The following is a 17,090-nucleotide window of genomic DNA, read 5'->3' on the forward strand; positions in this document are numbered from 1 at the left end:
TTCTTTTTGGGCAGGGTTTACCTCGGTTTGGGCGATCGCGGCGCGGTGGAACCACGCACCACCAGATCCGCCGACAGCACACGCTTGCGCGGCGGCACGGCCGGATCGTTGAGCAGCTCGATCAGCATGGTCGTCGCTTCGCGACCCAATGCATTCTTCGGTTGGGCGACGGTCGTCAACGCCGGTGACGTATAACGCGCGAAGCGGATGTCATCGAAGCCGACCACCGAGATATCTTCCGGCACGCGCCGTCCGTGCGAGATCAAGGCGCGCATTGCGCCGATGGCCATTTCATCGTTGGAGCAGAACACTGCGCTGAACGATTGCCCACGCGACAGCAGCAGTTCGATCGCGCGTTCGCCCGCCTCGATCGAGAAATCGCCCACCGCGGTCAGCGCGGGATTGGCGGCGATGCGGGCGTGCTGCAATGCGCGCTGATAACCCAGCTCGCGATCCACGCAGATTGGGCTGGAAGGCGGTCCGGCAATGAATGCAATCTCGCGATGACCCAGTGTCAGCAGATAGTCGACCGCGGTGGCCGCCGCCGTGACGTTGTCGACGTAGACGCTGCAGATCTGGCTGTCTTTGACGTACTCGCAGGCATTGACCACTGGCAGCCGGCCTTGAATGGGAATGGCCGGCACGCGCGGCGACATGGTGATGATGCCGTCGGCCTGGCGCGCCGCCACCATGTCGGCATAGGCTTGTTCGCGCACCAGGCTACCCTGCGTTTCGCCCAGCAGCACCGAATAGCCGCTTTCGTGTGCCACCTGCTCGATGCCGCGGATCACCTCTGAGAAGAACGGGTTGGCGATGTCGGGCAACAACGCAACGATCAGCCGCGTGCGCGCCGTACGCAGGTTGCGCGCGAGCGCATTGGGCGTGTAGCCCAGGCGCTTGACCACTTCCTGGATATGCTGGCGCGTGGCTTCGCTGACGATCTCCGGCCGCTGCAAGGCGCGCGATACGGTCGCCACCGACACGTTCGCCGCGGCGGCAATCTCCTTGACCGTCTTGCCACGGACAGGTTGCGCCGCGACCGGATGATCACCTTTGCCGCGCTGCCGCTTACGCCTGGATCCGTCCGCACTCACCCGTTGATCCCCTCTCATCGCCTTTGTATTCAGGACGATACCACCCGCCTTGCGAGTAGCGCCCAGGCAACCAGTCTAGCCCATCTTTGTGCGGTGCAATGTAATGGATTACATGAAATTGTTGCATAGGCCCAAGCGCACCTGTTACAAGTCTTTCCGGCTTTTACGCTGCTTTTCCGGAAACGTCCACGCAAGCATCGTCTTGATCGGAAATTTGATGTCCTGAAAATGTAATCGAATACATTTCGACATCACACTGGGGAGGGGACATGGCAGTACCTGTATCAACCGGCAGACCGCGGACAATCGGTAATGCAGCCGATGCGGATGCCTTCCCGCAGCGGCATTCCCGCGAAAGCGGGAATCCATTTTGCCCTGACGCGAAGATGCAGATGGATTCCCGCTTTCGCGGGAATGACGGCCTGAAGGCTTCATCGCTCTTGCAGTCGAGCCCATGGCCTCTTTCTGGCTCCGGAGAAACCGTCCGATGAGCAAACTCGGCATGGGCCTGGTCGGCCCCGGCTTCATTGCTGCCCATCACCTCGATGCCGTGCGCCGGCTGGTTGACGTGGACATCATCGGCATCGCCGGCTCCAGTCCCGATTCGGCGAAGAAACGTGCACGCGAACTCGGCGTTGCGCACGCCTATGCAAGTTATCGCGAGCTGCTCGCCGACCCGGCCGTGCAGGTGGTGCACAACACTACGCCCAACCATCTGCATAAGGAAATTTCCCTGGCGGCCCTGCGCGCCGGCAAGCACGTGATTTCAGACAAGCCGCTTGCCGCCAACGTGCAGGAAAGCCGCGAGCTGTTCGACGCCGCGCGCGACGCCGGCGTGGCGAACGTGGTCACCTTCAACTACCGCGGGCATGCGCTGGTGCAGCAGGCGCGCGCGATGATCGCCAAGGGCAAGCTCGGCGCGCCGGTGCTGGTGCATGGCCGCTATCTGCAGGATTGGCTGACCGACGAGCGCACCTATACCTGGCGGCTCGATCCCAAGCTGGGCGGCGCCAGTTCCGCACTCGGCGATATCGGTTCGCACTGGTGCGATCTTGCCGAACACGTCACCGGCGCGCGCATTTCCGCGGTGCTGGCCGATCTGCATACCGCCGTGCCGGTACGCGAGGCGCCGCTCGCTTCGGCCAAAGCTTTCGCCAAACAGAACAAATCCACGCAGCGGCGCAAGGTCACCATCAGCAGCGAAGACCTCGCTTGCGTGCTGCTGCGTTTCGATAACGGTGCACGTGGCAGCCTCCTTGTCGGACAAGTGTTGCCTGGCCACAAGAACGATCTGCGCCTGGAAGTGAATGGCCGTCTCGCATCGCTGGCGTGGCAGCAGGAACAACCCAATGAACTATGGATCGGCCATCACGCGCAGGCAAATACCTTGCTGACGCGCGATCCGGCGCTGCTGGATACGTTGGCACGCAGTTACGCGCACCTGCCCGCCGGCCATCCTGAAGCCTGGGCCGATGCGTTCCGCAACCTGATCAGCGATGCGTATGCGTGGATTCGCAAAGGCGGCACGCCGGATACCAAGCCTGCCGCCCTGCCCAGCTTTGCCGATGGCTACCGCAACAGCCTGGTAATCGACGCGATGCTCCGCAGCCATGCGGCAGGCGGTGTCTGGCAGAACGTCGAGGCGCCCGGTGAATCAACCAAAAAGAGGAAACGCGCATGAAATGGCGCCTTCGCTTGATGATGTTGTTCGAGTATGCGATCTGGGGCGCGTGGTACGTGACGGTCGGCACCTGGCTCGGCAAGACCTTGCACTTCACTGGCCAGGAAATCGGCGCGGTCGCTGGCACCACCGCGATCGGCGCGATGATCTCGCCGCTGTTCGTGGGCTTGCTGGCCGACCGCCTGTTCGACACGCGGCGCGTATTGGCAATACTGCATCTGCTCGGCGCAGCACTGCTTGCCGTCGCTGCGACACAAAGCGCATTCCCCATGCTTTACACGGTCTTGCTGATCTACAGCCTGTGCTACATGCCGACCTTGGCGTTGACCACCTCGCTGGCGATGCGCCACATCAATGATCCCGGCGAGGAATTCGGTGCGATCCGTGTGTTCGGCACGATCGGCTGGATCGTGGTGGGCCTGATCGTGGGCGCCTGGGGTGTGGAAGCCACCGCATCGCCGTTGTACCTGGCCGCCGCACTGTCGCTGGTGATGGCCGGCTATTGCCTTACCTTGCCGGCAACGCCGCCGCTGGCGCGTCATCAACGTTTCGAACTGCGCCACGCGTTTCCGTTCGAATCCATCACGCTGCTGCGCAACCGCTCGATGGCGGTGTTCGCGCTGGCTTCGTTCCTGATCTGCATCCCGTTGCAGTTCTACTATGCGTTCACCAACCTGTTTCTCAACGAAATCGGCGTAGTCAACGCGGCCGGCAAGATGACCGGCGGGCAGATGTCCGAGCTGTTCTGCATGCTGCTGATTCCCTGGTTTTTCCGCCACCTCGGCGTGAAGTACATGCTCGCCGTCGGTATGCTGGCCTGGGTGTTGCGCTACGTGATGTTCGCCTTCGGCGCGCCCGGCGAGCTGGTGTGGATGCTGTGGGCCGGCATCGTGCTGCATGGCATCTGCTTCGACTTCTTCTTCGTGGTCGGCCAGATCTATATCGATCGCGAAGCGCCGCCTGCCTTGCGCGCGGCGACGCAGGGCCTGATCACCTTCCTTACCTACGGCCTGGGCATGTTCGTCGGCTCGTGGGTTTCCGGCACCGTGGTCGATGCTCACACCACCGCGGCGGGGCACGACTGGCGACCGATCTGGCTGATGGCCGGCGCCTGCGCCGCCTTCGTGCTGGTGCTGTTCGTGCTGCTGTTCAAGGATCGCAAGAGCACCGTCGGCAGCGCCGCCACGGTGATCAACTGACTCAACGCCCCGAGAGAAACCCCATATGACGATGACTCGCAGGCAGTTCCTCACCCGCTCCGCACTGTTCGGCACCGCCGCATGGCTGGCCGGCAGCACACCCGGAAAACTCCTGGCCGGCACCTCGCAAGGCAAGCCGCTCGGCATCCAGCTCTACATGGTGCTCAAGGCCTATCAGGACGATCCGCTAGGGACGCTGAAGACGCTCAAGACGATCGGCTACGGCGAGATCGAAGCGATCGTGACCAGCACCGCCAAGACGCTGCGCGATCAGCTGCACGAAGCCGGTCTGGCATGTCCCAGCCTGCATTTCGACAGCCTCGGCGTCGAACCGGGCATTGAGGCGGCGCACGTGCTAGGCGCGCAATATCTGGTCAGCAGCATGCTGCCGTCCTTCATGCAGAAGATGGCGGGCAAGAGCGAACAGCCGACGTATTCGCGCGACGATGCCAAGCGCACCGCGGCCTTCGCCAACCAGGTCGGCGAGAAAGCGAAGAAGGCGGGACTGCAATACGCCTATCACAACCATCACCGCGAATTTACCGATGTCGGCCAGGGCCAAACCTTCTACGACGTGCTGCTGAAGGAAACCGATCCGAACCTGGTCAAGTTCGAACTCGATTGCGGCTGGGTGCATATCGGCGGCAAGAATCCGGTGGATGTCTTCAACGCCAATCACGGCCGCATCCCGCTGATGCATGCCAAAGATTTCCTGCCCTCTCCGGGGCCCGGCGAATACCCGGGCGCCGAGCTCGGGCGCGGCACGATCGACTACAAGCCGATCCTGATTGCGGCCAATCGCGCCGGCTTGAAGCACTGCTTCGTCGAGCAGGAAGGACCGTACAGCCGCATGAGCCAGCTCGATGCCGCGCGCGTCGATTATGGCTACCTGCAACCACTGCGCTCAATGGCATAGCCGAAAGGGAACAGGCATGGACAACAAGCATACCTACGACGCCATCGTCGTCGGCACGGGTGTCAGCGGCGGCTGGGCCGCCAAGGAGCTGACCGAAAAAGGCCTCAAGACGCTGGTGCTGGATCGCGGCCCAATGGTCAGGCACGGCGACTACCCCACCGCCATGAAGGCGCCATGGGAGCTGCCGTATGCCGATCAGCCCACGCGCGAGGATATCGCGCGCCACCCGATTCATACGCGCCCTTCGTTCTACGGCATCAAGCAATCCACCAAGCATTGGTTCGTCGACGACATCGACAATCCATACGAAGAAACGCGGCCATTCGACTGGTTCCGCGGCTACCACGTCGGCGGCCGCTCGCTGATGTGGGGACGGCAAAGCTATCGCTTCAGCCAGATGGATTTCGAAGCGAACGCCAAGGAAGGCGTCGGCGTGGATTGGCCGATCCGCTACGAAGACGTGGCGCCGTGGTACGACTACGTGGAGGAATTCATCGGCGTCAGCGGTTCGGTCGAGCACCTGCCGCAACTGCCGGACGGGCAATTCCTGCCACCGATGGAACTGACCTGCGTGGAAAAGGATTTTCGCGACAAGCTGGCCGACAAGTTCGGCCGCAAGCTGATCATCGGCCGCACCGCCAATCTTTCCGCGCCGCTCAAGCATGACAAGAGCCCGCAACGCGCGCCGTGCCAGTATCGCAACCTGTGCATGCGCGGCTGCCCATTCGGCGCGTATTTCAGCAGCAATTCCTCCACCCTGCCCGCGGCCGATAAAACCGGCAACATGACCATGGTAACCAACGCCATCGTCTACGAAATGATCTACGACAACGCCAAGGGCAAGGCGACCGGCGTGCGCGTGCAGGATGCCGAAACCGGCAAGCAGACCGATTATTTCGCGCGCGTGATCTTCCTGTGCGCATCCACCTTCGGCACCACGCAGATCCTGCTCAACTCCACCTCCAGCCGCTTCCCCAACGGCTTCGGCAACGACAGCGGCGAAGTGGGCCACAACATCATGGATCACCTGTTCGGCAGCGGCGCGCAAGCATTGGCCGAAGGCTATGAAGATCGCTACTACAGCGGCCGCCGGCCCAATGGCTTCTATGTTCCGCGCTACCGCAACATCGGCAAGGACAAGCGCAACTACCTGCGTGGCTTCGGCTACCAGGGCAGCGCACGGCGCGAAGACTGGACACGGCTGGCGGACATGCCCGCCATCGGCGACGAACTCAAGCGCGCCGCCGAAACGCCCGGGCCGTGGCGCGTATCGATGATGGGCTTCGGCGAAATGCTGCCCTCCCATCGCAACCGCGTCACGCTCGACCGCAACCGGAAGGACAAATACGGCCTGCCCCTGCTCAACTTCGACGCGGCGCACGAAGAGAACGAGATCCTGATGGGCAAGGACATCATCGACGACGCGATGGAAATGCTCACCGCCGCCGGCTATCGCGACGTGCAATCGTTCAAGGTCCAGGCCAACGTCGGCGCTGGCATCCATGAAATGGGTACCGCACGCATGGGACGCGATCCGAAGACCTCGGTGCTCAACGCATGGAACCAGATGCACGCGTGCAGGAACGTGTTCATAACCGATGGTTCCTGCATGGCCTCGTCGGCCTGCCAGAATCCATCGCTGACCTATATGGCGCTGACCGCACGCGCGGCCAGCCATGCGGTGGAAGAACTCAAGCGCGGCAATATCTGAAGGAGCTCGCCATGAATCGTCGCGAATGGTTGAAATGCATGTCCGCGCTGGCCGTAGGTGCAGTTGCCGCACCATCGCTGCTGGCGGTGCTCAACGCGCACGCCGCAGCACAACGCACCGAAACGACCCCACCTTTTTTTACCCAGGCGCAAAGCGACGTGGTGGTCGCGGTGGTCGACATCATCCTTCCGCAGTCCGATACGCCGGGCGCAGTCGAAGCGGGCGTGCCGCGCTTTATCGACCTGATGTTCCGGGACGTCTACACCAAGGAAGAACAGCAGCATTACGTGCAGGCGCTCGCGGCCTTCGAAAAGGAGAGCAGCAAACCGTTCCTCCAGCTCGACCCCGCGCAGCGCAAGGCACTGGTCACTAGGCTTCACGAGGAAGCGCTGGCCAAGAACAACCTCAAGCCGGCCTCGGCGCCTGCGTTCGTGCTGATGACAAAGAAACTGGCGATGCTGGGCTTCTTCATGTCGCAACCTGGATGCACCGAAGTGCTGCAGTACGTCGCCGTGCCGGGCGCCTACCATGCCGATATTCCGCTGTCGCAGGCGGGCAATGGCAAGGCCTGGGCGATCGAGGCGGAATTGACGATATGAACGAAGCGCGCATTTCTATCGTTGCGAAAAGTCGTCCCCTCCCCTGCTTGCAGGGGAGGGTTAGGGTGGGGTGCGAGCGCAGCGAGCGTCAGAAAGAAGTCATCGCCCCGACGCATGTCCTGGCGACATGTAGCTACACGCTAAAGCACAAGCAACCCCACCCCAACCCTCCCCTACTGTCGCAGGGGAGGGAGCGCACTACCCAGATGCACGCCTCCGCGCACACACCAGGTACCCATGCATGAAGACACTCAAGGGCCCAGGCATTTTCCTCGCCCAATACGCCGGGGACGCACCACCGTTCAATACGCTGCCGGAAATCGCCCGCTGGGTCGCATCGCTGGGCTTCGTCGGCGTGCAGATCCCTTCCAACGACCGGCGCCTGTTCGATCTTGAGCAGGCGGCGGCGAGCAGGACGTACTGCGACGACATCGCCGGCATGCTGGCCGGGCATGGCCTTGCCGTCACCGAGCTTTCCACGCATCTGCAAGGGCAACTGGTCGCTTCCCATCCCGCCTACGACTGCTTGTTCGATGGCTTCGCACCGCTGGCGCTGCGCAACAACGTGCAGGCACGCCAGGCGTGGGCAGTGGAACAGCTCAAGCTGGCGGCCAAGGCGAGCCGGAATTTCGGCCTCTCTTCGCACGCAACTTTTTCAGGCGCACTGGCCTGGCATTTGTTCTATCCCTGGCCACAACGTCCCGCGGGATTGATCGAGGAAGCCTTCGACGAACTGGGCAAACGCTGGCGCCCGATCCTGGATGCCTTCGACGATGCCGGCGTGGATGTCTGCTACGAGCTGCATCCGGGCGAGGACCTGCACGATGGCGCGACTTTCGAACGTTTTCTCGATGCGGTCGATCATCACCCGCGCGCAAACATCCTGTACGACCCCAGCCACATGGTGCTGCAGCAGATGGACTATCTTGAGTTCATCGACATCTACCACCAGCGCATCCGCGCCTTCCATGTGAAGGATGCCGAGTTCCGCCCGAACGGACGCGCTGGCGTCTATGGCGGTTATCAAAATTGGATCGACCGCCCCGGGCGCTTCCGCTCGCTGGGCGATGGGCAGATCGATTTTGGAGCCGTGTTCAGCAAATTCGCGCAGTACGACTATCCGGGCTGGGCTGTGCTGGAATGGGAGTGCTGCCTGAAAGATGCGGAGCAAGGTGCAAAGGAAGGCGCCGCCTTTATCCGCGATCACATCATCAAGGTGACCGGGCGCGCGTTCGATGATTTCGCTGCGAGCGGCGCCGACCGCACCTTCAACCGCCAGCTATTGGGACTCGACTAACCATGTCCGACGATACGCAAGGCATCACCCGCCGCGAGGCGCTCGGCCGAATAGCTGCTGCCGCAGCATTCGGCGCCACCGCCGCGCTGGCGCCGATGGAAAGCGCGTTCGCCGCTCCTGCTCCCGAGAAAACCTCTCCCGGCCGCCTCAAGCAATCATTGAGTCGCTGGACCTCGAAGGCGCCATTGCCCGAACTGTGCAAGCGCCTCAAGGCGATCGGCTTTGTGGCGGTCGACTTGCTGTATGCCGATGAATGGGCAGTGGTCAACGACAGTGGACTGAAAGTTTCCATGGGCTATCCCGCGCGCCGCGATGATTTCATCACGATGGGCTTCAACGATCCGGCCAACCACGCCACCTTGCTGAAGGAACTGGAGACGACCATTCCGCTCGCCAAGCAAGCAGGCGTGACCAACGTGATCACGATGTTCGGCAATCGCAAGCCCGGCATCGACGACAGTCAGGCGATCGACAACTGCGTCGCAGGCCTGTCGAAGATCGCGCCGCTGGCGGCCGAACATGGCATCACCCTGTGCGTGGAACTGCTCAACAGCAAGGTCGATCACCACGGTTACCAGGGCGATCACACCGCCTTCGGCGTCGCCGTGATGAAAGGCATCGGCTCGCCCAACGTCAAGCTGCTCTACGACATCTATCACATGCAGATCATGGAAGGCGACGTGATCCGCACCATCCGCGACAACATCCAGTGGATCGGCCATTTCCACACCGGGGGCGTACCAGGCCGGCACGAGATCGACGGCACGCAGGAGCTCAACTATCACGCCATTGCCAAGGCGATCGCCGATCTGAATTTCCAGGGCTATATCGCGCACGAGTTCATGCCGGCGCAAGCCGATCCCTTCGCCTCGTTCGCCGAGGCATTCAAGCTGTGCACGGTCTGATGCGAGAGAACGTCATGAAGCTACTTGTCACCGCCCTCCTGCTCGCAGCCATGATTTCCTCGCCGCTGTTGGCGCAAACGGCTGAGCCGACTACCCCCGAAGCCACCGAGCAATGGCAACCGGTGCCGAAGATCGTCGCGCCCGGCAAGCAGGACAGCGCGCCACCGTCCGATGCCATCGTGCTGTTCGACGGTCACGATCTGAAGCAATGGGAAACTTCCAAGGACCACTCGCCAGCACGCTGGAAGGTGCACGATGGCGTGGTCACCGTCGACAAAGCCAGCGGCAACATCCAGACCACGCAGAGGTTCAAGAACTACCAATTGCATCTGGAATGGTCCGTTCCCACCACCATCACCGGCGAAGGCCAGAAGCGCGGCAACAGCGGCGTGTTCCTCGCCTCCACCGGACCGGGCGACGAAGGCTACGAAGTCCAGATCATGGATTCGTACCACAACAAAACCTATGTCAATGGGCAAGCCGCCAGCATCTACAAACAGACGCCTCCGCTGGCCAATGCGATGCGTCCGCCGGGCGAATGGCAGACCTATGACATCGTGTGGACCGCACCGGTATTCGCCACCGACGGAACGCTCAAGTCACCCGCCTACGTCACCGTGTTCCACAATGGCGTGCTCGTGCAGAACCATACCCGGCTTGCCGGCGAAACGTTCTATATCGGCAAACCGAAATACAAATCCTACGATACGGCGCCGATCAAGCTGCAGGCGCATGGCGATCCTTCGCCTCCGATCAGTTTTCGCAATATCTGGGTGCGGCCGCTGGATTAAGGCAACAGGCTCCACGCCAGCGACAGGGAAAACGCAGCCAGTACAAGCGAAGCGCAACGCTGCATGCCCTTGGCGCTGATCCACGTCAATCGGCCGCTGCCCAATGCCGCGCCGAACGCGATCCAGGCCAGCCCAATGGGCAACAGCAGCAGCGAGAAAACACTCATCGCCGCCAGATAATCGGCCTCTTGCGCAAACGCCGCAGGCGGAAAAACCGTGCCGGCGAACAGCAGCGCCTTGGGGTTGAGCAGCGTCGCGACGAACAAGGTACGCGGCCCGATATCCGCTTGCGAGGAGGCTCGAACCATAAGGCTCGTGCGCCACATGCGAACCGCAAGGTACGCGACATACAGGCAGCTGGCGATCCGCACCAGCAAGGGTAGCCAGGAAAGCGAGTGCTCGACATGCACGAGAAAGCCGCCCCACACCGAGATCGACACCACGTAACCGGCAAGCTCGGCGCCGGCAAGCGGCGCCGCACGCCGCACACCTCGCTGCCATCCCGCCGCGGCAAGCAGCGTGTTGGTGGGGCCGGGCGTGATCAGCACGATGGCGACGCCCAGCGCGAACAACAGCGTATTCGACATGGGATGCATAGCTGGCCAACAGCGGACGCGAGGGCAAGGCGTCAACTATAAGCCAGGCCGTTCGGGCGTGAAGATCCGGTCGCTGGGATACGCGTTTCCAATACCGAAGATGGGCCCGCCGCCGCAAACATGATTCCCCTAACCCAGCTTCGCAGCGTCCATGAAGAACGCCAGCACACCCGCAAGCTCCCTTGCCAGGGTGATCCGATCATTCTCCAGCCACCGCAATACCGCGCCCAGGTAGAGAAAATGCAGGTGGCTGGCGAGGCGTCCTGATGCGATGTCATTGCGGATTTCGCCACCGTCCTGAGCCCGCGCAATCAACTGTGCATACAGCGCCTGCATGTCCGAATCGCCCTGCCCCGCCTGGCCATCACCGATCGTCTGAAAGCGGAAACGGATATACGGTGCGGCATAGTCGCGGTGCGCCTCCCACCAATCCGCAGACGCTTTGAACACGGCGGTGAGCTGCGCCTTGAGGCCCCGGCGCTTGATCACCTGTTGCAGAAGAGGTCCGATGTCGCCCGCCAGCCGCGCATGCACGGCATGCACCAGCGCGGCTTCTTTCACGGCGAAGTGGTTGTACAGCGTGCCGCGCGCAACGCCTGCGGCCGCCGCGATCTGCTCCATGGTCACGCCGCCAAAGCCGTGCTCCTCGAACAGCGTCATGGCCACTTCAGCCAGGTGCGCGCGCGTGCGATCGCGTTTGCGATAGGAATCAGTAGACATCGGTGCGCTTGCCTTCATAACTGGACAATGTCCATAATTGTACATTGTTTAATTTTAGGTCTCGCCAAAGACGAGGGTTTCAAACCGGCCCCACCGTCTGTCTCGTAGCCAGGAAGCTTCAAGCCCAGTGAGGTTTTGCATGTCCACACGTTCTGCGCCCACCATCGTGATCGGAGCCGGACTGTCCGGCCTTTCCGCCGCCTTGGCCCTGGCCAGGGCCGGACGCGACGTCACCGTGATAGAAGCTACCTGCGGCGTCGGTGGTTGCTGCTCCAACACCACGGTGGACGGCTATACGTTCAATAATGGCGCCGTCTATGTAGCGCTTCCCTCGCTGCTTCGTCGAGCGTTCGCCCGGCTGGGCCTGGATCTTGACGACGAAGTGCCATTGATACCCATCACCCAGCCGCACGAGACGCATCTGGATGATGGCACGGTCGTTCACCTGGGATCGCTGGATGCAAGTCGGGTCGAAGGCTCGCAAGCCGCGCTCCGCTCGATGCAGCTGCGCGATGGCCTCGGCAAACTGCAGCGCGACTGGCAACCGCTCTATCGCCGCCTGGTTGATGACATTCTGCCGCATGAGCTCTCCACCATGCGCACGCTTGCCCTCCTATGGCGTCACCTGCCGAAGATGAGCGGCCATGCGGATCGGCTGATTCGTCGCTACTTTGCCGATTCCGCACTGCAGGCATCGGTCGCCTCGATGCTGCTCTACACCGGCACCGCGCCGCAGCGCCTGCCCGCATCGCAACTGATCGGCGTGCTTGCCTTGCTGGACGAAGGCTTTCACCTGCCTCGCCGAGGAATGGGCGCGATCACCGCTGCGTTGCACCGCGCCCTTCACAGCGCTGGCGTGGAGATACGATGCGGCAGCAAGGTCGAGCACATCGAGGTTTCACGCGGCGCAGTGAGCGGCGTGCTGCTGGATAGCGGTGAGCGCATGGCCGCGCGTGACGTCATCGCCACCTGTGCCGGTTTCAGCGTCGTCAATCAGTTGCTTCCACCCGCATCCAGACCGCGGGCCATGCGGCGCCTGGCTGGCAAGGCGCCGCTATCGCACCGTGCGGTCGCGATCCAGCTTGGCGGCCAGATAGCGCCGACATCCGGCGCCTTCATCGTCAACCATGTTCCGGACATGACGCGGCAGGGCGACATGCACCGGGTGACTCTGGATGAACCACGCTGGCTTTCCTGGACGTCACCCAGCAGCGTTTCACCGGAGCTCGCGCCGGCCGGCAAGGCAGTCGTCGAGCTTTTCGCGCCGGTATCGGGGATCTCCCGTGCGCAGGAATGGACACCGAGCATGACGACACACGCGGTCGAGCGGCACGTGGCGGCGCTGCAACGGCACCTTCCCGGCATGCGCGTCGAAACCATCCGCACACTCGACCCGCAGGACTTCGCGCAGCAGCGGCATCTTTACGAGGGCGCGCTCTACGGCATCGCTCCTGGCGCCAACCCCGCCCTGTACTTTCCACACCGCACCCCGCTTCCTGGCCTGTACCTCGCAGGACAGACGACGTTTCCCGGCTTCGGCGTGCCATCGGCGATGTACTCGGGTCTTCAGGCCGCGGAAGGCCTGCTGGCGGCGGATTGTTGAACGGCCGCATCGGGGATAAATCTTGTGGCTGAGCCGCCCTACAACAGGCCGCTGGGTTTGTTACGTTCCGTCAACCAAATGCCCAGAATGCAACGAAGCGACGAATGACTTCACCTCGACGCTAAATGCCACGTTGCAGCGGTAGCCACAGCGTAAATCGGGTACCGGTGTCCCCTGACTTCCAATCGACACGCCCATCGATCGCCTGCGCGCGACGCTGCTGGTTCTGCAGGCCGCGTCCAGTGCTGCGCCACAGGGCCGTCGCCACGTCAAAACCCTGGCCATTGTCTTCAATGATGACTTGCACGCCGGCACTCTCGGCGGCCGTGGCCACCCGGATGACCGTGGCGCGCGTGTGCCGCAGGATATTGGCCACGCTTTCCTGCACGATGCGCAGGATGTTCAGCGCGCTCGACGGATCCAGCCAGTCCAGCGGCGGCAATTCCCCGACGTCCCAGACCAATGCAACGTTGGCGCCCTCCATGCGCGGCTCCAGGCGAAAGCGCAGCGTGGCGAGCAACAGCAGCAGGTCGGCCTCGACCGGTTCCATCGAATCGATCGCCAGTTTCAGGTCGTCCATGCAGTCCTTGAGGATTTGCGAGACCTCGGTATCGCCCATGCGCCCCTGCTCCACCGAGCGGATGGCGCTGATCAGGGTAGAGCCGAGCCCGTCATGCATGTCTTGCATCAGACGCTGGCGTTCGTCGCTCAGCAACTGGCGTTGTTCGATTTCGCGCAAGCGCTGGTGGCTCTGTTCCAGCTCGACCTCACGCAAACGCAATCGCTCCGCGAGGCTGGCGTTGACCCGCTCTACTTCTTCGATCGCATGCATGTAACGCCGGTACATCAGCAGTCCGAAAAAGATGAAGGTGACACCGTTGGTGTAGGCACCCAGAAACCAACCTTCCGGACTGACGACGTTGTTGTGCATCATCCAATCGGATACGCCGAGCAACACACAGATGGCGACCGCGACGACCACCAGCCGCCCTTCCCGCGAGGACCGCCAGGTGCAAATACCGCCTACCAGGCCCACCACCATCGCCATCATCAGCTCCAATGCATAGATCACCGCGAGCATGAATTGCGTGTTGGGCAAGGCCCACGACACCGGCATCGTCGCGACCCCAATCAGCACCGGCGCGGCAATCATGCCGCGACTGAGCCAACGCAGCGGTCGGCCGTGCAGCAGCCTCAAGAAGAAATGCCCCACCGTCAGCAGCCAGCAAAGCGAATTGACCACCAGCCAGCCGAACCAGTCGTTGGCGATGGGCAGATCCACGTAATAGTGCAGATGCGCGGCAAAGGCGATCACCGCCAGGTTGAAGAACAACAGATAGCCCGGCTCGTGCTTGCGCTTGAACCATACGAACAAGGCAAAGACGCCCACGGCCAGAAACGCCGCATTCAACATCGCCGGCAGCCCCTGCTGCAGCCACTGCCGGGTCTGGTAACGGCCGCGCAAGGCATCGGCTGGCCCCAGCCAAAGTGAGGACACCGCCACTGGGTATTGGGCGGTGTGCTCCAGCCTGACCAGGATTTCCCGCACAGGCGCCTCGCTCACCCCCGGCTCCAGCGGCACCCATAGCGGCGTAAACAGGCTGTTCCATTGCTGGCCGCGTTGCTGGCCCCGATACACCAGCTTGCCGTTGACGTAGAGGGCGACGGGGCCGTCGGTCTTGAGGCGCGCGCCATACAACGCCAGCGATTCGGTGACCGACTGCGGTCCGGTCACCGACAGCCTCACCCATATGATGCGGTGCGCGTTGGCCGGCGATGCAGCATGCAAGGACAGCGGCAGCGCGGTAGCACGCCACTCGTCCGGCAAGCTGCGGCTGTCCAGCGAAGCAGGCGGCGCACTGAAGCCGGACGATGCCACTTCCTGCCAGCTGGCCTGGGTCAAATGCAGGCATTCATCTGCTCGCTGGATGCCGCTTACCGCCAGCGAGAGAAAGGCGCCCAGCGCGGCCAGCAGCGCCAGCGAAAAAATCAGCGCAGCGAAGGCAGAAAAAGGGCGTAAAGGGCGATCAGGTTTCGCCACCTCCTGCGCCGTGGCCACGCGTGCCGCACTACCCGCCCAGAATCCCCTGATTTCTGGCTTCATAAATCGCTTCCGCCTTGGATGTCACATTCAATTTGCTGTAAATACGCCGCACAAAGCTGCGCACGGTAAAAGGTGACAACGACATCAGCCTGGCGATTTCAGGGGCCGTAAAACCCTTGGTAATGAGTTCCAGTACTTCTTTCTCGCGCGCGGACAGAAGTTGCGGCGTTTCGCCCGACCCGATCGTTTGGCTTGCGCCCCCTGTCCCGCCCTGCCGAAACCGTGCCAGCACCTGTCGCGCAATGATAGGGCTGATCGGGCTGCCGCCGCTGGCCAAGCTGCGAATTTCATCGACGATTTTTGCGGGGGAACTGTCCTTCAGCAGATAACCCGATGCACCCGCCTCGATCGAACGGATCACATGGGTCTCGTCGCCGAAGTTGGTGGCGACCATGACGCTGCAACTGCTCCACTGCTGCACGGCGGCCTTGATGACATCGATGCCGGAGCCATCCGGCAAGCCCAGATCCACCAGCAGCACGTCGGCCGGCGCACTCAAGAGCATCCTCAGCCCCTCGGCGCGCGTTCTGGCGATACCGGCAAGCCGGATGTTTTGCGCACTCTCGATCGCCTCCGTCAGGGCACGCCTGAAACCGAGATCGTCTTCCACGATGGCCACGTGGATCAGGGGCGGAGTCGCATCGGCGGCCGGTAATTCCATGAACAGTCCAGGATTTTAAAAGTGCGTCGTGGTGTAACGCGACGGGCGGCTACGCGCATTAGCGCCTTTGTTCTACAGGCAGCCCACGATACCGGAATAGCCGGGTGCAGCCATAAGTCCCGCCACGCGATGCGCGTTTTCGCACCGGCGCGGCCCCTAAAAGGACGTCATTTTGCCGCCTGACAGGCAAGCACGTGTGTAGCGTCTTTGTTCTACAGACAGCCTTGCCGGTTGTCCTCACGATACCCCGCCATGGCCGCGCGCTCCCACTCGCGCTCCTCATGTTGCAGGGCAACCCCGCGAGCCGCGTCGACCGCGTGATCCGGAGGGCCGCGCTGCAAGGGTGGGTAGCCGTCATCGACTAACGCTCCATCGTTATCCACAGGGGACCACATGGATCGCCGCATTCATTTCATCTCGGGCCTGCCCAGGTCCGGGTCCACGCTGCTGTCTGCCTTGTTGCAGCAGAACCCGCGCTTCCATGCGGGCATGAGCAGTCCGGTGGCCGGGATGGTCACCACCATGCTTGGCGAATTGAGCGGACGCAACGAGTTTTCGGTGTTCATCAACGATGCGCAGCGCCAACGCATCTTGCGCGGCCTGGTCGCCAACTATTACGAGGACGAAGTCAGCGCCGACGTCGTGTTCGATACCAACCGGGCGTGGTGCAGCAGGCTTCCTGTACTGAAGACCCTGTTTCCCGATGCACGCGTCATCGCCTGCGTGCGGGACACGGCGTGGATCGTCGACAGCATCGAACGGCTGGTGCGCGACAACGCGTTCCAGCCTTCTTCGATGTTCAATTTTCAGCCCGGGGGCACGGTGTACTCGCGCACCGAGGGCCTGGTCAACGGCGACGGCATGATCGGCTATGCCTACAACGCGCTGAAGGAAGCGTACTTCGGCGAAGACAGCGGCAACCTGATGCTGTTGCAGTACGACACGCTGGCGAAAGATCCCGCACGCGCGCTGGCCGCGGTGTACGACTTCATCGGCGAACCGCGCTACGCGCACGACTTCGAGCGCGTCAGTTTCGACGACAAAGGCTTCGACCAGCGCGCCGGCACACCGGGTTTGCATCACGTGCGCGCGCATGTCGCTGCCACAGCGCGGCAAACCATTTTGCCGCCGGATCTGTTCCACCGCTTCGAAAGCGATCCGTTCTGGCGCGATCCGCAACTCAATCCGCGCGGCGTGCGCATCGTCTGATTCC

At 62.4% G+C, this 17,090-nt stretch carries 15 protein-coding genes; 10 read left to right on the forward strand and 5 right to left on the reverse strand.

Annotated elements, in window-relative coordinates:
* Positions 1–17: 17 nt before the first annotated feature.
* Positions 18–1,094 carry a LacI family DNA-binding transcriptional regulator gene (locus ACTHNE_RS14500; RefSeq protein ID WP_324947883.1) on the reverse strand — a complete coding sequence of 359 codons (1,077 nt, stop codon included), beginning with the start codon at positions 1,092–1,094 and terminating at the stop codon, positions 18–20.
* 487 nt (positions 1,095–1,581) lie between these two features.
* Here ACTHNE_RS14500 and ACTHNE_RS14505 point away from each other — a divergent pair, with 487 nt between their 5' ends.
* The 8 genes from ACTHNE_RS14505 to ACTHNE_RS14540 all read left to right on the forward strand — a co-directional run bounded on the left by ACTHNE_RS14505 (position 1,582) and on the right by ACTHNE_RS14540 (position 10,193).
* A complete protein-coding gene (locus ACTHNE_RS14505) occupies positions 1,582–2,775 on the forward strand; it encodes a Gfo/Idh/MocA family protein (RefSeq protein ID WP_440269631.1) in 1,194 nt (397 codons plus the stop codon).
* A complete protein-coding gene (locus ACTHNE_RS14510; protein ID WP_324945302.1) occupies positions 2,772–3,974 on the forward strand; it encodes an MFS transporter in 1,203 nt (400 codons plus the stop codon). The genes ACTHNE_RS14505 and ACTHNE_RS14510 overlap by 4 nt, the downstream gene beginning before the upstream one ends.
* Positions 3,975–3,999: 25 nt before the next feature.
* Positions 4,000–4,890, forward strand: coding sequence for a sugar phosphate isomerase/epimerase family protein (locus ACTHNE_RS14515; RefSeq protein ID WP_324945305.1), 891 nt, complete (start codon positions 4,000–4,002; stop codon positions 4,888–4,890).
* A 16-nt stretch (positions 4,891–4,906) separates the two neighbouring features.
* The gene (locus ACTHNE_RS14520) at positions 4,907–6,601 is read left to right on the forward strand and encodes a GMC family oxidoreductase (protein ID WP_324945307.1); all 1,695 of its coding nucleotides are present in this window, start codon (positions 4,907–4,909) and stop codon (positions 6,599–6,601) included.
* 11 nt (positions 6,602–6,612) lie between these two features.
* Positions 6,613–7,200 (forward strand): gluconate 2-dehydrogenase subunit 3 family protein, encoded by a 588-nt coding sequence (locus ACTHNE_RS14525; RefSeq protein WP_324945310.1) that lies wholly within the window; start codon positions 6,613–6,615, stop codon positions 7,198–7,200.
* Between the two features lie 241 nt (positions 7,201–7,441).
* Positions 7,442–8,497, forward strand: coding sequence for a sugar phosphate isomerase/epimerase family protein (locus tag ACTHNE_RS14530; protein ID WP_440269632.1), 1,056 nt, complete (start codon positions 7,442–7,444; stop codon positions 8,495–8,497).
* Between the two features lie 2 nt (positions 8,498–8,499).
* Positions 8,500–9,402: a hydroxypyruvate isomerase family protein gene (locus ACTHNE_RS14535; RefSeq protein WP_324945317.1), complete on the forward strand. Its 903-nt coding sequence runs from the start codon at positions 8,500–8,502 to the stop codon at positions 9,400–9,402.
* Between the two features lie 14 nt (positions 9,403–9,416).
* Positions 9,417–10,193 carry a 3-keto-disaccharide hydrolase gene (locus ACTHNE_RS14540; protein WP_324945320.1) on the forward strand — a complete coding sequence of 259 codons (777 nt, stop codon included), beginning with the start codon at positions 9,417–9,419 and terminating at the stop codon, positions 10,191–10,193.
* Here the strand turns inward: ACTHNE_RS14540 and ACTHNE_RS14545 are convergent.
* Both ACTHNE_RS14545 and ACTHNE_RS14550 read right to left on the reverse strand, forming a co-directional pair.
* Positions 10,190–10,780 carry a LysE family translocator gene (locus ACTHNE_RS14545; protein WP_440269633.1) on the reverse strand — a complete coding sequence of 197 codons (591 nt, stop codon included), beginning with the start codon at positions 10,778–10,780 and terminating at the stop codon, positions 10,190–10,192. The two genes, ACTHNE_RS14540 and ACTHNE_RS14545, sit on opposite strands and share 4 nt — an antisense overlap.
* Positions 10,781–10,918: 138 nt before the next feature.
* Positions 10,919–11,449, reverse strand: a complete 531-nt coding sequence (locus ACTHNE_RS14550; RefSeq protein WP_324945326.1) for a TetR/AcrR family transcriptional regulator — start codon at positions 11,447–11,449, stop codon at positions 10,919–10,921.
* A gap of 199 nt (positions 11,450–11,648) precedes the next feature.
* Here ACTHNE_RS14550 and ACTHNE_RS14555 point away from each other — a divergent pair, with 199 nt between their 5' ends.
* Complete coding sequence (locus ACTHNE_RS14555; RefSeq protein ID WP_324945329.1) at positions 11,649–13,112, forward strand: phytoene desaturase family protein; 1,464 nt, start codon at positions 11,649–11,651, stop codon at positions 13,110–13,112.
* 121 nt (positions 13,113–13,233) lie between these two features.
* Here the strand turns inward: ACTHNE_RS14555 and ACTHNE_RS14560 are convergent, their stop codons facing one another.
* Both ACTHNE_RS14560 and ACTHNE_RS14565 read right to left on the reverse strand, forming a co-directional pair.
* Positions 13,234–15,216, reverse strand: a complete 1,983-nt coding sequence (locus ACTHNE_RS14560) for a sensor histidine kinase (RefSeq protein ID WP_324945333.1) — start codon at positions 15,214–15,216, stop codon at positions 13,234–13,236.
* The gene (locus ACTHNE_RS14565; protein WP_324945336.1) at positions 15,182–15,877 is read right to left on the reverse strand and encodes a response regulator transcription factor; all 696 of its coding nucleotides are present in this window, start codon (positions 15,875–15,877) and stop codon (positions 15,182–15,184) included. The genes ACTHNE_RS14560 and ACTHNE_RS14565 overlap by 35 nt, the downstream gene beginning before the upstream one ends.
* 393 nt (positions 15,878–16,270) lie before the next feature.
* Here ACTHNE_RS14565 and ACTHNE_RS14570 point away from each other — a divergent pair, with 393 nt between their 5' ends.
* Positions 16,271–17,086 (forward strand): sulfotransferase family protein, encoded by an 816-nt coding sequence (locus ACTHNE_RS14570; protein WP_324945338.1) that lies wholly within the window; start codon positions 16,271–16,273, stop codon positions 17,084–17,086.
* The last annotated feature ends 4 nt before the right edge of the window (positions 17,087–17,090 follow it).

Origin of the sequence: Dyella sp. (genome assembly GCF_051954575.1) — a bacterium.
Taxonomy (GTDB): Bacteria; Pseudomonadota; Gammaproteobacteria; order Xanthomonadales; family Rhodanobacteraceae; genus Dyella_B.